Genomic DNA, 15,101 nt, shown 5'->3' with positions numbered 1-15,101 from the left:
CTGGTTGAAGGGTTTTCGGAGCTTGCGCACTCGCTACTGTTGTTACCTCGTCAATTTTATGGGGCTACTTTACCTTGCTTTGGCCTGTATCCTTTGGAGAAAACTGGTATAGCAAGGTGTATGCCGGACATTCTCTTATACGTTCTTGCCAACGGAGACCGCCCTCCCGCCACTGCCATCCTTCAAAATAAAAGTTTTTGGAAAGGATGGGGGGATGCAAGGGGGGAAGGGAGAACCTTTTTCCAAAAAGGTTTCCCTTCCCCCCTGCAAACAACCAGCCCCCGCCTATACCTTGAAAAACCGCAGTCGCAGCGCGTTGCTGACGACCGAAAAGGACGACAGGGCCATGGCGGTACCGGCAATCATGGGCGAGAGCATGGGCCCGCCGAAGACATGCAGCAGCCCGGCGGCCACGGGCAGGCCCAGCAGGTTGTAGCCAAAGGCCCAGCCCAGGTTCTGGCGAATGTTGCGCATGGTGGCGCGGGAAAGGGCCAAAGCGGTGAGCACGGCGTCCATGCCGCCGCGCATGAGCACGATGTCCCCGGCTTCGGCGCTCACGTCCACACCGCTGCCCACGGCCATGCCCACGTCGGCTACGGCCAGGGCCGGGGCGTCATTGATGCCGTCGCCCACCATGGCCACCAGCAGGCCTTCGGCCTGGAGTTGGCGGATGCGCTCGGCCTTTTCGGCGGGCAGCAGTCCGGCGGCCACATCGGCGTCATCCAGACCGGCCTGCCGGGCCACGGCCCGGGCGGTGCGCTCGTTGTCCCCGGTGAGCATGACCACCCGGATGCCCATCTCGTGCAGGCGGGCCACCACCGCGGCGGATTCGGGGCGCAGGGCGTCGGCCAGCGAAAGGATACCCGCGATCTGGAGGTCGTCCCACTGCCAGCGGGCGCTGTCGTCATCACCGGCAGCGGCAAGGGCGGCCCGGGCCGGAGCCAGCGCCAGCAGCAGCGGCGTCTGCCCGGCTTCGGCCAGCGAGGCCAGCCGTTCCAGCACCGCGGCATCGGGAGCGATGCGGTTCTGCTCCATGAAAGCGACATTGCCCAGGGCCACGCGCCAGGCCGTATCGCCCAGCGTCACCACACCGGCGATGCCCAGACCGGGCGCCACGTCCACGGCATCCACGGGGCAGGCGGGGCAGCCGCGTTCCTTGCCCGCGGCCACCAGGGCCAGGGCCAGCGGATGCTCGGAGCGGGCCTCCAGCGCGGCGGACAGCGTAACGAGGGCCTGCTCGTCATGGGCGGCGAGGGGGATGACTCCGGTCAGCACGGGCTTGCCGGTGGTCAGGGTCCCGGTCTTGTCCACGGCGATGGCCCGGACGTGACCGGCCTGCTCCAGGGCAGCACCGTTCTTGATGAGCACGCCCAGCTGGGCGCCGCGTCCGGTGCCCACCATGATGGACATGGGCGTGGCCAGGCCCATGGCGCAGGGGCAGGCCATGACCAGCACGGCCACGAAGACCGTGACGGCCACGGTGGCGGGCTCGTCGCTGAAGACAAGCCAGGCCAGCCCGGCCAGGGTGGCGATGCCCATGACCGCGGGCACGAAGTAGAAGCTCACCCGGTCGGCCAGTCGGGCGATGGGGGCCTTGCTGCCCTGGGCCTCGCGCACCAGCCGGATGATGCGGGCCAGACGGGTGTCCTGCCCCACATGTTCGGCGGTCATGGTCAGGGCGCCTTCACCGTTGACGCTCCCGGCCACGAGGCTGTCGCCGGGGCCCACGGCCACGGGGATGGATTCCCCGGTCAGCAGGGAAAGGTCCACGGCGCTCTTGCCGCCGGTCACGCTGCCGTCCACGGGGATGCGGGCGCCGGGCCTGATGACCAGGGTATCGCCGGGCATGACCTCGGCCAGCGGGATCTCGCGGCTCTGGCCGTCAGCCTCCAGACGCAGGGCCGTTTCCGGCGTCAGGCGCAGCAGCGCGCCCATGGCGTCCCCGGCCTTGCGCTTGGCCGTGGCCTCCAGGAACTGGCCCAGCTCGATCATGGTCAGCAACACGGCCACGGATTCATAATACAGGTTCATGGCCCGCAGCTGGGGGTCGCTGCCCGCAAGGCCCAGCAGGGTCGTCCACAGGCTGTAGAGCAGGGCCGATCCCGTGCCCACGGCCACCAGACTGTCCATGGTGGGGGCCTTGTGGGCCAGGGCCAGCAGACCTTCGCGGTAGAAATGGCGGCCCAGCCAGACCACGGGCAGGGTCAGGGCCAGCTGCGCCAGCATGAAGGTGCGGGGCGCGTGGTGCGGATCGAGCCAGGCGGGCAGGGGCATGCCCAGCATATGTCCCATGGAGAGGATGAGCAGGGGCACGGCAAAGACCAGCATGGGGCCCAGACGCCCCAGACGCACGCGCCGGTCCTTTTCGTCCTGCCGGCGTTTTTTCTCGTACTGGACGGCCACGTCCTCTTCCTGTGACGGCACGGCACTGAAGCCCATGCCCGCCACGCGTTCCATGATCAGGGGCACCGTCTCGCTTTCCGTGCCCGGCTTGAGCCAGATCTGCGCCTTGGCCGTGGCCAGGTTGACCGCGATGCGCTCCACGTTCTCCATGCGCCCCACCACGCGTTCGATGCGTGAGGAGCAGGCGGCGCAATGCATGCCGCCGATATCAAAACGCAAGGGACCTGCCTTTCGCGTTTCCATAAAACCTCCTGCCTGCCGGTGGTCTTGACGCTCCGTTCCGGCAGTATTATTCCTGATGGTGCTCCCATTGAAAATGAAAATCAATATGTGGGAACACAGCAAGGAGTGTCGCATGAAGATCCTCAAAGTCAACGGCATGCGTTGCGGCCATTGCAAAGCCGCTGTGGAAGAAGCCGCCGCCAAGATCCCCGGCGTAAGCAACCCCGTGGTGGACCTGGACGCCAAGGAACTGCGCTATGAAGAAAGCGCTCCGGTCGATGAGACCGCCCTGCGTCAGGCCATCTTCGACATCGGCTTCGATCCCCAATAACCCCCACGACCGCCACATCTTTTTCAGGCCGCGCATGCGGCCTTTTTTGTCCCCAAGCGCAGGCGCTTTTTCCTTAGAAAATATCTTATGAAATATTTTCTAATTTATTCCAATGATTCTATACGCATAGAACAACAAGCGTTCCCTACTTGCCGTGATGGCACAAAAGCCGTAATAACGAAGAGTTTTATTGTCCGCAGATCGTCAGGAGAGAACATGCGACACACCATCACTGTGGCCGGTGGCGGCAGCTGGGGCACGGCCCTGGCGCATCTGCTGGCAGTCCGCGGGCACAGGACGCGCCTGTGGCTGCGTGATGCCGCCGTGGCCGAGGCCATCAATACCAGGCACGAGAACCCGCGCTACCTGCCGGGGCTTGCCCTGCATCCCGACCTGGAGGCCGGGACGGGGCCGGAACTGCTGGGTACCGAGCTCCTTCTGCTGGCCATACCCTGCCAGCAGCTGCGCGGCTGGCTCCACGCCATGCGGGACCATCTGCACCCCGAGCCCGTGCTCATCAATGCCGCCAAGGGGCTGGAGCTGGGCACGCTTTCCCCGTGCAGCCGCATCGTGGCGGAAGAGCTGGCGGGCAGGCCGTTCCACTATGCCATGCTTTCCGGGCCGTCCTTCGCAGCCGAAGTGGTGCGCGACCAGCCCACGGCCGTGGTGCTGGCCACGGCGGAAGAAGCGCTGGGCTGCCGTCTGCGTGAACTTTTTTCCTGCGCCACCTTCCGCTGCTACTCCAGCACCGACGTGCTGGGCGTGGAACTGGGTGGCGCGCTGAAAAACGTCATGGCCATAGCGGCCGGCGTCTGCGACGGGCTGGGGCTGGGACACAACAGCCGTGCGGCCCTGCTGACGCGCGGCCTGGCCGAGATGAGCCGTATCGGCGAGGCCTGCGGAGCGCAGGCGGCCACCTTCATGGGCCTTTCCGGCCTGGGCGACCTGGCGTTGACCTGCACGGGCGACCTTTCCCGCAACCGGCAGGTGGGCCTGCGCCTGGGACAGGGGGAGAGCCTGGAGCACATCACCTCCAGCCTGGGCATGGTGGCCGAAGGGGTCAAGACCACCTCGGCGGTCTACGACCTGGCCCGGCGGCTGGGCGTGGAGACGCCGGTGACCGATACCGTCCAGGGGCTGCTGCACGGGGGCGAATCCCCCCGCGAAGCGGTCATGCGTCTGATGACGAGGACTTTGCGCCAGGAATGACAAGCAAGCCAAAAAGAGGCTTGCACCAGTCAGGAATGTCGCGTATCTTTAGGCTAATCGTGAAAAAAATTTTTTTCACGAGGATATCCCGCCGGAAGGGCAAACACGGGCAGATGACGCGCATCCACGTCCTCTGCAATAATTTTGTACTTTTTACCCGGCAGACAATGGGGCGCGTATGACAATACCATCCTACACGGCAAGCGGTTCCTTCATCCTTTTCATCCCGGGCCTGCTGTTCCTGCTGTACGGCGCATGGCAGGCGATCCGCCAGCGGCAGAACGCCCGCCGGCTCATCCTGTGGGGGGCCGTGCATGACGCGGGCCTCATCTGCATGGCGCTGGGTGCGGCCAATGCCGCCGCCGGTACAGGCGTCTGGCTGTTCGTGGCCTTCCAGCTGCTGGCCCGCGGCCTGAGCTGGAGCGCCCTCAATTCCCTGGCCGGGCCCGCCGCTCCGTCGGCGACCTTCGCGGCCCTGCGCGTGGCCGTCAAACTCCAACCCGTCAATGGTGCCCTGTTCGCCCTCGGCCTCATGGCCAGCGTGGGCGGTTCGCCCTTCCTGATCCCGGAAGGGCGTCTTTTTATCACCCAGGGCATACTGGCCTCTTCCCTGCCTCTGCACTGCGGCCTGTTCTGCACCGTGCTGGCGGCCGTCACGGCCACGGTCCTCATCGCCCTGCATGTGGACGCCCTGCGCCAGTGCTTCCTGCAGCCCTGTAGCACCGCCTGTGACGGCGCTGCCTCCGGCAGCTGCCGTTCCGACGCCCTGACCCTGGTGCTGGGCGTGCTAGTGGCGCTCATGGGCCTGGCCCGCGGCCCCATGCTGGACGTGGCTGCCGGCTGGGCCGGCCTGCAGGTGGCCCACGCCACCGTGCATCCCGCCTTCTGGATCTACTTTGCCGGCGCCTTCGTCTGCGGCGTGGCCGCCTGGGCGAAATTCCGCTGGATGCCCCACCTTGGCGTGCTGGCCTGTGCCGCCGCCCTGGCCGCGACCCTGACGCTGGATGCGCCCGCGCCCGTGGCCCTGCTCTTCCTGGTGATGATCGGCTTCATCGCCTTCATCGTCTCGGTGTACTCTCTGGGCTACATGGCCCACGCCCACCGGCAGGGCTGGTACTGGTTCTTCCTGCTGCTGACCTTCGCCTCTCTGGCCGGCATCGTTTCCACGCCCGACATGGCCGCCATGTACGGCTACTGGGAACTGATGACCTTCGCCTCCTACTTCCTGGTGGTGCACGAAGCCAACCGCGTGGCCTTTGACGCGGGCTTCAAATACTACCTGATGTGCGCGGGCGGCGCCCTGTTGATGCTGCCCGGCATGCTGCTGCTGGGCAACGGCGGCCTGGGCCTTGCCGATGTCCGCATCCAGAGCGCCCTGCTTTCGCCCCATGTGCTGAACATGGCCGCCCTGCTCTGCCTCGTCGGCTTCGGCGTCAAGGCCGGTCTGGTGCCCCTGCACTCCTGGCTGCCCGATGCCCACCCCGCCGCGCCTTCCTCGGTGTCCGGTCCCCTGTCCGGTATCATCACCAAGATGGGCATGTTCGGCATCGTGGTCCTGCTGCTGGGCCAGACCAACGGCGCCCTGTTCTCCAAGGCCGAGGTCTTCGGCCTGTCCTGGTTCGGCTCCATCCTGACCTTCATGGGCGCGGCCACCCTGATCTTCGGTGAGCTCATGGCCCTGAAGCAGGACGACATCAAGCGCATGCTGGCCTACTCGACCCTGGGCCAGCTGGGCGAGATCGCCCTGGTGCTGGGCATGGGCACCTGGCTGGCCACGGCCGGCGCCCTGTCGCACATGCTCAGCCACGCCATCATGAAGGACCTGCTCTTCCTCGGTGCGGGCGCCCTCATCCTGCGGGCCGGCAGCCGCAAGCTCGCCGACCTGCGCGGTCTTGGCCAGTGCATGCCCTGGACCGTGAGCTGTATGGCCGTGGGCCTCATCTGCATCATGGGCCTGCCGCCGTTCACCGCCTTCTTCAGCAAATACCTGATGATCCAGTCCGCCATCCATGCCGGTCATCCCGCGCTGGCGGCCCTGATCCTCATCGGCTCCCTGGTGGGCGCCATCTACTACGTGCGCATCCTCAAGACCCTGGTCTTCGAGGAACGTCCCGCCGACCTGCCCATGGTGGAAGAGGCCCCGTGGTCCATCCGCGGCGCCCTCATGGCCCTGGCCGCCCTCAGCCTGCTGCTGGGCCTGGCCCCCTGGGCCCCGCTCACGCTGGTCATCCCCGTGGCCTCGGCCTGCTTCGCCCCGGCCTCCATGGATCTGGTCGTGCTCCAGTCCGTCATGGCGCCCTGGCCCATCTATGTGGCCGTGCCCGTGTTCGGTGCCCTGCTGCCGGCCTTCTTCCGCCGCAATCCCATCTGGGCCGCCCGCTCCAGCGCCTTCGTGCTGCTGCTGACCGCCGCCCTGGTGATCTTCCTGGGCCGCGACCTGGATACCCTGAGCTACTGCTTCGCGCTCATCGTGCCGCTCATCGGCGCCCTGAACGTCTTCTACGCCCAGGGCTACATGTCCCACAGCCACACCCAGTGGCGCTTCTACTGTGCCTTCACCGCCATGTGCGGCGGCCTGGTGGGCATCTCCGCCAGCACCTATCTCTTCCAGTTCTTCCTGTTCTGGGAGATCATGAGTTCGTGGACGCTCTACATGGCCATCGCCCATGAAGGCGACAAGGCCTCGCTGCGCGAAGCCTTCAAGTACTTCTTCTTCAACGTGCTGGGCGCCGGCTTCATCTTCGTGGGCGTCTGTGTGCTCGGTCCGGCCACGCCGTTCTCTTCCGAGTCCATGCAGCACCTGACCAAGATCTTCCTGCTGCCCGGCTGGGTCGTCTGGGGCGGTACCGCCCTGCTGGCCATCGGCTTCGTCATGAAGGCCGCCCAGCTGCCCTTCCGCATCGACTGGCAGATGCATCCGGCCCTGGCCCCCACGCCCGTGTCCGGCTACATATCCTCGGTGCTGCTGAAGAGCTCCATCCTGGGCCTCATCAAGCTCTTCATGCTTATTGGCGGCAGCCTGGCCATGATCGGCGTCAGCGCCGCCTGGCCCAATGAACTGATCCAGACCGTGGTCATGTGGATCGGCGGCATCACCATCGTCATGGCCGCCACCCAGGCCCTGCTGGTCAACAACGTGAAGCTGGTCTTCATCTACTCCACCGTGAGCCAGATCGGCTACATGGTGCTGGCCGTGGCTGCCGGCGGTGCCCTGGGCTACGCGGGCGGCATGCTGCACGTGATCAACCACGTGTTCTTCAAGGACCTGCTCTTCCTCGTCTGCGGCGCCGTGATGTTCGCCACCCACGCCGACAGCCTGGATGACCTGGGCGGCATCGGCCGCAAGATGCCCTTCACCCTGTGCATGTTCGCCATCGCCGGCCTGTCCGTGGTCGGCGTGCCGCCCACCAGCGGCTTCTCGTCCAAGTGGATCATCTACCACGCCCTGATGCAGGCGGACCAGCCCTTCCTGGCCCTGCTCTCCCTGGTGGGCAGCGTGCTGACCCTGGCCTACATCGCCAAGTTCCTGCATGCGGCCTTCCTGGGCCAGCCTTCCAAGCATCTGGATCATGTGCAGGAAGCCCCGCTGACCATGCGTGTGCCCATGGCCATCCTGGCCATCGGCTGCATCATCACCGGCATCTTCCCCGGCCTGATGCTCTGGCCCATCAACGCCATCCTGGACGACTACAACGCCGGCAGCCTGGTGGTGGGCCTCTCGGGCCTGCAGGAAGGCCCCGGTGCCTGGAACGCCACCGGCCTGAGCGTGATGATGGCCATCGCCGCCGCCGCGGGCTGGTACTTCGTGCGCCGCTTCGTGGTGCTGCGTGAAGTGGACGTGCATACCTGCGGCCTGCCCACCGAGGTGGCCACCAGCCGCATGGCGCCCTCGGGCATCTACGGCGGGCTGGTTCGCCGCCTGGCCTGGTTCCCGGGCAATACCAGCGTAGACAACAAGAGCTAGGAAGGAGAAACCGAGATGACCGACATCATTCTTGGTGTGCTGCACATGTGCATTTTCCCCGGCGGCCTGTTCGCGCTGGCTGTGGGGCTGTTGTTCAAAGGCCTTGACCGTCGCGTCGAGGCCCGCCTGCAGCGCCGCGTGGGCCCGCCGCTGATCCAGCCCCTGCTGGATATCGCCAAACTGCTGACCAAGGAGACCCTGATCCCCAAAACGGCCGTGCGCAGCGTCTTCCTGGCCGCGCCCGTGGTGGGCTTTGCGGGCATGGCCGTCTGTGCGGCCTTCATCCCCGTGCCCGGCGTGTTCAGCGGCCTGTACAACATGGGCGACCTGCTGGTGCTCTTCTACCTGCTGCCCATCCCGGCCATCGCCATCATGCTGGGCGGCTCGGCCTCCAGCTCGCCCTTCGGCGCCATGGGCTTCTCGCGTGAGATGCTCATGATGCTGGCCTACGAGACCCCCCTGCTCATGATCCTGCTGGCCGTGGCCATGCTGGTGGGCAAGGCCACCGGTACCGGTGCCGAGTTCTCGCTGCTGGCCATCGTGGACTGGCAGCAGAACGCCGGTTCCCTGGGCCTCAACCCGGTCATGATCCCGGCCCTGCTGGCCTACCTGATCTTCCTGCCCGGCACCATGGGCGTGCCGCCCTTCGACATCCCCGAAGCCGAGACCGAAGTGCTGGAAGGTCCCCTGCTGGAATACGGCGGCCCCCTGCTGGCCCTGTTCCAGATCGGCTCCGCCCTCAAGACCTTCGTGGTCCTGGGCCTGGGCGTGGCCCTGTTCTTCCCCGGCACCATCTCCGACTTCTGGATCGTCAACCTGATCTGGTTCGTCTTCAAGTGTCTGGTGCTGATGCTGCTGTCCCTGACCCTGGTCAAGTCCGCCACCGGGCGTTTCCGCATCGACCAGGCGTTCCGCTTTTATGTGAAGGTCCCCACCGTCCTGGCTCTGGTGAGCCTGGTGCTGGTGTGGGCGCTGTAAGGAGGTCGGGCATGAGTCTGGACAACATGCTCAAGAAACTGTCGGTACGCTCGCCGTGGCTCTTCCGCATCAACGCGGGCTCCTGCAACGGCTGTGACGTGGAACTGGCCACCACGGCCTGCATCCCCCGCTACGACGTGGAACGCCTGGGGTGCCGGTACTGCGGCAGCCCCCGCCATGCCGACATCGTGCTCATCACCGGCCCGCTGACCACCCGTGTGCGCGACCGCGTGCTCGCGGTCTGGAACGAGATCCCCGAGCCCAAGATCACCGTGGCCGTGGGCATCTGCCCCATCTCCGGCGGCGTGTTCCGCGAAGGCTACTCCATCGAGGGCCCCATCTCGCGCTACATCCCCGTGGATGTGAACGTGCCCGGCTGTCCGCCCCGCCCCCAGGCCATCCTGGAAGGCGTGGTGCTGGCACGCAAGATGTGGCTCAAAAAGCTGGGCATCGAGGAATAAATGGACAGGGGGAAGCCTTTGCATCGGCTGGCCGTCTGGCTGGGGCTGCGTGACGCCGCTCCCGCTGACGGTACCGCACCTCTTGACGGTGCCTCCCCCGCTGCCGAGACAACTTCCGGGGATCAGCCCTGCCGGCGCTGCGGCATATGCCACCACGTCTGCGGTCTGATTCCCCGTACGCCCAAAGGCCCGCGCCCGGGCCCGGAGGAATAATTATGGCGGGTTTTCTGAAAATTCTGTTCCGCAATCTGCTGCAAGGCCCCAGCACGGACCCGTTCCCGCTGGGTGAAACATTCACGCCCGAGCGCTTGCGGGGCCGGGTGAAGATCGACCCCAACCTGTGCATGGGCTGCGGCGTGTGCCGTCATGTCTGTGCCGCCGGGGCCATCAACATCCGCCAGAAACCGGACAACAGCGGCTACACCATCACGGTCTGGCAGGACTCCTGCTGTCTGTGCGCCTCCTGCCGCCAGTACTGCCCCACCGGTGCCATGAGCATCACCAATGACTGGCATTCGGCCCACCTGGAGTCCGAAAAGTTCGGTCGTGTGGAGCAGCAGACCATCAATTACGAACCCTGCTCGCACTGCGGCACCCTCATGCGGCCCCTGCCGCTCAAACTGGCGGAAAAACTCTACGCCAAGAACAGCGAGATCGACCCCGACCAGATCCGTCACCTGTGCCCCAAGTGCCGCCAGATCGAGGACGCCAAACGCAGCCTTTGTCATCTGCCCGAGCCCCACAAAGCCATGGAGCCCGCCCAGCCCCCCGCTTCTGCCGCGCCCACCACGGATTAGCCGTTTTTACGAGGATTGAACATGCAAGAGATTCTGCAAGGCAACGCCGCGCTCATAGAGGCTCTGGGAGCCCTCTGCACCCGCGACAAAGCCATACATCACAGCACCGACGCCTACGGCAACGCCTTCCACTGGTTCCGTCTGGACCATCCCCGTTTCATGAGCCAGGCCGCCACCGCCCTGCAGGGCGCCCATGCCCGTCTGTGCATGATCACGGCCTACAACCTGAAGCAGCTGGGCGAACAGCAGCAGGAACTGTGCTACCACTTCGAGCTGCAGGGCGTGGTCTACAACATCACCGTCACCCTGACCGCCGAACACAACACCGTGCCTTCCATCACCCCCCTGTTCGCCAATGCCGACTGGCATGAGCGCGAGATGATGGAACTGTACGGCATCCGCGTGGCCAACCAGCCCAACCCGCGCCGCCTCTTCCTTGACGAGGAACTGGACGCCGGCATCCTCAACGAGGCCGTGCCGCTGTCCATCATGATGAACGGGGCCTGCACCACGGACCTCTGGGAACGCATTCTGAAAGAAAAGGAAGGGGAACGCGCATGAGCAAGCTCACCACTTTCAACATGCCGCTGGGCCCCGTGCATGTGGCGCTTGAAGAGCCCGTCTACTTCAACCTCACCGTGGAAGGCGAGACCATCCGCAAGGTGGAGCTGACCTCCGGTCACGTGCACCGCGGCATGGAGGCCCTGGCCACCCAGCGCAACCTCATCAAGAACGTCACCCTGACCGAGCGCGTCTGCTCCCTGTGCTCCAACAGCCACAGCTTCACCTACAGCATGGCCGTGGAAAACGTGCTGGGCATGGAGATCCCCGTCCGTGCCCGCTACCTGCGCGTGCTGGCCGAAGAGATCAAGCGCGTGGCCTCGCACCTGTTCAACACCGCCATCCAGGCCCACATCATCGGCTTCAAGTCGCTGTTCATGCACGTCATGGAAGTGCGCGAGATGATGCAGGACGTGAAGGAGACCGTGTACGGCAACCGCATGAACCTGGCCTCCAACTGCATCGGCGGCGTCAAGTGCGACGTGCCCCCGGACATGCTCAAGTACATCTTGGGCATGATCGACAAGGTGGAGCCCGCCGTGGACGAGATCCGCGAGATCTATGCCACCAACGCCATGGTCCTGGGCCGTACCAAGGGCCTGGGCCTGCTGCCCAGGGAAGACGCCCTGCGCCTGGGGGTGGTGGGCCCCGTGGCGCGCGGTTCCGGCATCGCCATCGACGTGCGCAAGGATTCGCCCTATGCGGCCTATCCCGACCTGGAGTTCAAGAGCATCACCCATGACGGCTGCTGCATCCACTCCCGCACCATGGTGCGCCTGGACGAGATCTTCGAATCCTTCAAGCTCATCCGCCAGTGCTGCGAACGCATGCCCGAAGGCCCCCACTGCGTGCCCATGCGCCAGATCCACACGGCCGAAGCCTGCGCCCGCAGCGAAGCGCCCCGCGGCGAAGTCTTCTACTACATCCGTACCAACGGCACGGACATCCCGGCCCGCCTCAAGTGGCGCGTGCCTTCGTACATGAACTGGGAGGCCCTGGGCGTCATGATGCGCGACTGCGCCGTGGCCGACGTGGCCCTGATCACCAACAGTATCGACCCCTGCGTCTCCTGCACGGAGCGCTAGGCCGGAAACAAGGATGCACGAAGCCAGTCTTGTCCAGGGGCTGCTCAAGATAGCCCTGAAAACTGTGGAAGACCACAATGCGGCCCACCCGGAACAACGGGTGCGCCGCATCCGTAGCATCACCTGCGAGCTGGGCCTCATCTCCTGTGTGGAGCCGCAGACCCTGAAAGGCTGCTTCGAGATCTTTGCCCAGGGCGGCATGGCCGAAGGCGCGGAGCTCATCCTGCAGACCGCTCCCCTGCCCTGCCGCTGCACGGATTGCGGACATACATTCGAGCTGCACAGAAGGCACTTCACCTGCCCCCACTGCGGCAGCGACGCCATACGCTTCACCGGCGGACACGGTCTTGTGATGACCAATCTGGAGGTGGAGCCGGAGGAAAGCCATGATTGAGCATATTCAGGTAATACCCGACAAATGCCGCGCCTGCCGCCGCTGCGAAGTGGCCTGTATCGCCGCGCACCACGGGATGACCTTCAAGGAAGCCATGAAGCACCGCGACGTGCTGGTCTCGCGCGTGCAGGTGGTCAAGGCCGAAGGCTTCAAGACCACCGTGCGCTGCCACCAGTGCAACCCCGCCCCCTGCTGCAACATCTGCCCCACCGGCGCCCTGCAGCAGGAAGAGGACGGCCGCATCACCATGCGCGTGCAGCTGTGCGTGGCCTGCAAGATGTGCATCGCCGTCTGTCCCTACGGCACCATCTCGCTGGATACCATCGGCATGCCCGAAGAAGGCGGCGAGACCATGGCCCAGCGCAGCCGCCGCGAAGTGGCCGTGCGCTGCGACATGTGCAAGGCCTGGCGTGAAGAGAACGGCAAAAAGATCACCGCCTGCATGGAGGCCTGCCCCGTGCACGCCCTTTCCATGGTGGAGCCCGACGGCACCATCATCGAAACGCCCAAGCCCGAAAAGAAAAAGCCCGCTGCCGCCGAATAGCGCCCACGGGCCCACAGGCTGCATGGCAGCCGCGTTTTGACGAGGGGGAAGAGGGAAACCTTTTTGGAAAAAGGTTCTCCCTCTTCCCCCTCGTGCTCCCCCATCTCCCTTCCAAAAACTTTTATCCGTCCCGGCCTGCTCCCTGCCGCCGGGGCACGGGAAAGCCGCGGGCATCCTGTCCGGAGCATCTCCCGCACAAAAGTAATGGAACGTCCCCACTGCCGCATGATCGCGGCAGTGGGGACGTTCCATTACTTTGCATCAAACAGCCTTGTCTCCGGCCCCCCGTCGGTGCCGAAGGCACCGCGATAAAGCGCGCTGGGGAGGGGGGAGTTTGAGGGGGGAACCCCTCTCGCGCCAGCAGCGACCGGATGGCGGCCGCAGGCCGTGCCCGTTAGCGACAAGGGAGCGTTACGGGCATCGACAGCAACAATGAGGAGGTTCTTCCCTCAAAAACGATAGGCCGTCCCCATCAACGGGGCAGGAACGTTACTGGCATCGGCAGCAGCGACGAGCCCCCCCCTTTCCCCGCATCACCGGGTGCTCCCGGGCTACTTCCCGGCCATGAAATCGGACCAGCGGGCCAGCAGGGCCCGCAGGGCGTTGCCGCGATGGCTGCGGGCGTTCTTCTCGTCACGGGTGAGCTGGGCGGCGCTTTTGCGGATGCTCTCGTCCCAGAACAGGGGATCGTAGCCGAAGCCGTTCTCGCCCAGGGGCTCTTCGAGGATGCGACCTTCCCAGGTACCGCGCACCACAAGCTCGCGGCCGTCAGGATGCACGGCCACCATACAGCTCACGAAGCGGCAGGAGCGGCGGGCCTGGGGCACATCGCGCAGTTCAAAAAGCAGCTTGCGCATGTTGCGCTTGTCCACGCTCTCGCCGGGCAGGCTTTCCCAGTCGTTGGAATAGCGGGCGGAATAGACGCCGGGGCCCTTGTCCAGGGCGTCCACTTCCAGGCCGGAGTCGTCGGCCACGGCCACAAGACCGGTGGCGGCGCACACGGCACGGGCCTTGATGAGGGCATTCTCTTCGAAGGTGGTCCCGGTCTCTTCGATCTCGCCGATCTCGGGGAAGAGGGAAATACCCACCACCTCGATGCCGAAGTCGGCCATGGGATCGGCCAGTTCCCGGATCTTGCCGGCATTATGGGTGGCCAGCACCACTCGCAGCTTTCCGTTGTCGTTCATGAGTTCTCCTTGCGCACCGGCAGGTGCGGTCGTTGCAGTGTCGCGATCAGGATGCCGCCGATGATGAGCATGCCGCCCACTACCTGGGCCGTGTTGACGGCCTCCCCAAGGACGATATGGGCCCCCGTGGCGGCGAAGACGGGCATGCTGTAGTAGACGATGCCCGCACGCACGGGCCCGATACGGCTGATGGCGGCCGTCCAGAGGCAGAAGGAACAGAAGGAGCAGCCCACCCCGGCATAGAGCACGCCTATGATGACGGCAGGCTCCCATTGCACGGGCGGCAGCCAGCACATCTCGGCCAGCACGGGCGGCACGCAGAACAGCGCCCCCAGCCCGAAGGTGGCGGCACTGAAGCCGAAGACCGAAAGATCCGTGCCCCGGTGGCGCATGAACAGCGAATACAGGCCAAAGCTTGCCGCTCCGCCCAGGGACCAGAGGTCACCGAGGGCAAAGCGCAGGGCCGCCAGGCGTTCCATATCGCCGCGGCTGACCAGGATCACGATGCCTGTGGCCACCACCAGCATGCCCAGCAGACGGCGCGGGGTGATGGCCTCACCGTAGAGCAGGCGCGAGAATATCAGGATGATGATGGGGGCCGTGGGCGCGATCAGGGCCATGTTCAGGCTCTCTGTGCTTTGCCCGGCCTTGTAGAAAAAGGTGTTCATCAGCGTCACGCCCAGCAGGGACATGACCACCACAAAACGCCAGTGACGGCGCAGAGCGGGCCAGTCCTCGCGCAGATGGCGCCAGGCAAAGGGCAGGATGGTGACGAAGGCCGTGAACCAGCGCCAGAAGTTGCACTGCCACGGCGGGATCATGTCCGCCACGGCGCGCGCCACCACGAAATTCCCCGACCAGATGACCACGGCCAGCAGGGCCAGCAAGTAGCCTGATGTGTTCTGTTTCATGCTTTTCCCGGCGCTGCCGTCCTCCTGCGCTCTCATAACAGGTTGCCCTGCAAA

General features: G+C 65.3%; 13 protein-coding genes. 10 read left to right on the top strand and 3 right to left on the bottom strand.

Translation table 11 applies throughout. The annotated features are described in order from the left end of the window. Positions 1–285: 285 nt before the first annotated feature. Complete coding sequence (locus HF854_RS08485; protein WP_168935895.1) at positions 286–2,646, bottom strand: heavy metal translocating P-type ATPase; 2,361 nt, start codon at positions 2,644–2,646, stop codon at positions 286–288. A 112-nt stretch (positions 2,647–2,758) separates the two neighbouring features. Between HF854_RS08485 and HF854_RS08480 the strand changes: the two genes are divergently transcribed. From HF854_RS08480 to HF854_RS08435, 10 genes are all read left to right on the top strand, one after another. Then, positions 2,759–2,956 (top strand): heavy-metal-associated domain-containing protein, encoded by a 198-nt coding sequence (locus HF854_RS08480; RefSeq protein ID WP_168935894.1) that lies wholly within the window; start codon positions 2,759–2,761, stop codon positions 2,954–2,956. Positions 2,957–3,172: 216 nt separating this feature from the next. Then, complete coding sequence (locus tag HF854_RS08475) at positions 3,173–4,165, top strand: NAD(P)H-dependent glycerol-3-phosphate dehydrogenase (RefSeq protein WP_168935893.1); 993 nt, start codon at positions 3,173–3,175, stop codon at positions 4,163–4,165. 178 nt (positions 4,166–4,343) lie between these two features. Further along, a complete protein-coding gene (locus HF854_RS08470; protein WP_168935892.1) occupies positions 4,344–8,129 on the top strand; it encodes a complex I subunit 5 family protein in 3,786 nt (1,261 codons plus the stop codon). Between the two features lie 15 nt (positions 8,130–8,144). Next, positions 8,145–9,107, top strand: a complete 963-nt coding sequence (locus HF854_RS08465) for a respiratory chain complex I subunit 1 family protein (RefSeq protein WP_006007886.1) — start codon at positions 8,145–8,147, stop codon at positions 9,105–9,107. A gap of 11 nt (positions 9,108–9,118) precedes the next feature. After that, entirely contained in the window at positions 9,119–9,568 is a 450-nt protein-coding gene (locus HF854_RS08460) for an NADH-quinone oxidoreductase subunit B family protein (RefSeq protein ID WP_006007884.1), read from the top strand. A 215-nt stretch (positions 9,569–9,783) separates the two neighbouring features. Beyond that, complete coding sequence (locus HF854_RS08455) at positions 9,784–10,365, top strand: 4Fe-4S binding protein (RefSeq protein ID WP_168935891.1); 582 nt, start codon at positions 9,784–9,786, stop codon at positions 10,363–10,365. 21 nt (positions 10,366–10,386) lie between these two features. Beyond that, positions 10,387–10,926, top strand: coding sequence for an NADH-quinone oxidoreductase subunit C (locus tag HF854_RS08450; RefSeq protein ID WP_168935890.1), 540 nt, complete (start codon positions 10,387–10,389; stop codon positions 10,924–10,926). Then, the gene (locus HF854_RS08445; RefSeq protein WP_168935889.1) at positions 10,923–12,011 is read left to right on the top strand and encodes a hydrogenase large subunit; all 1,089 of its coding nucleotides are present in this window, start codon (positions 10,923–10,925) and stop codon (positions 12,009–12,011) included. Before HF854_RS08450 ends, HF854_RS08445 begins: the two co-directional genes overlap by 4 nt. A 13-nt stretch (positions 12,012–12,024) precedes the next feature. After that, entirely contained in the window at positions 12,025–12,405 is a 381-nt protein-coding gene (locus HF854_RS08440) for a hydrogenase maturation nickel metallochaperone HypA/HybF (protein ID WP_168935888.1), read from the top strand. Beyond that, a complete protein-coding gene (locus HF854_RS08435) occupies positions 12,398–12,949 on the top strand; it encodes a 4Fe-4S dicluster domain-containing protein (RefSeq protein WP_168935887.1) in 552 nt (183 codons plus the stop codon). The genes HF854_RS08440 and HF854_RS08435 overlap by 8 nt, the downstream gene beginning before the upstream one ends. Before the next feature lie 551 nt (positions 12,950–13,500). On the opposite strand, the gene rdgB is transcribed toward HF854_RS08435, so the two are convergent. Then, entirely contained in the window at positions 13,501–14,136 is a 636-nt protein-coding gene (gene rdgB, locus HF854_RS08430) for an RdgB/HAM1 family non-canonical purine NTP pyrophosphatase (protein ID WP_168935886.1), read from the bottom strand. Then, on the bottom strand, positions 14,133–15,047 hold the full coding sequence (locus tag HF854_RS08425) for a DMT family transporter (RefSeq protein WP_168935885.1): 915 nt from the start codon (positions 15,045–15,047) through the stop codon (positions 14,133–14,135). The genes rdgB and HF854_RS08425 overlap by 4 nt, the downstream gene beginning before the upstream one ends. Positions 15,048–15,101: the final 54 nt, after the last annotated feature.

The sequence above is a fragment of the Desulfovibrio piger genome (assembly GCF_012843875.1).
GTDB lineage: Bacteria > Desulfobacterota > Desulfovibrionia > Desulfovibrionales > Desulfovibrionaceae > Desulfovibrio.
The sequence above is the reverse complement of the archived record's forward strand: the minus strand, read 5'-3'. Positions and strand labels throughout refer to the sequence as shown.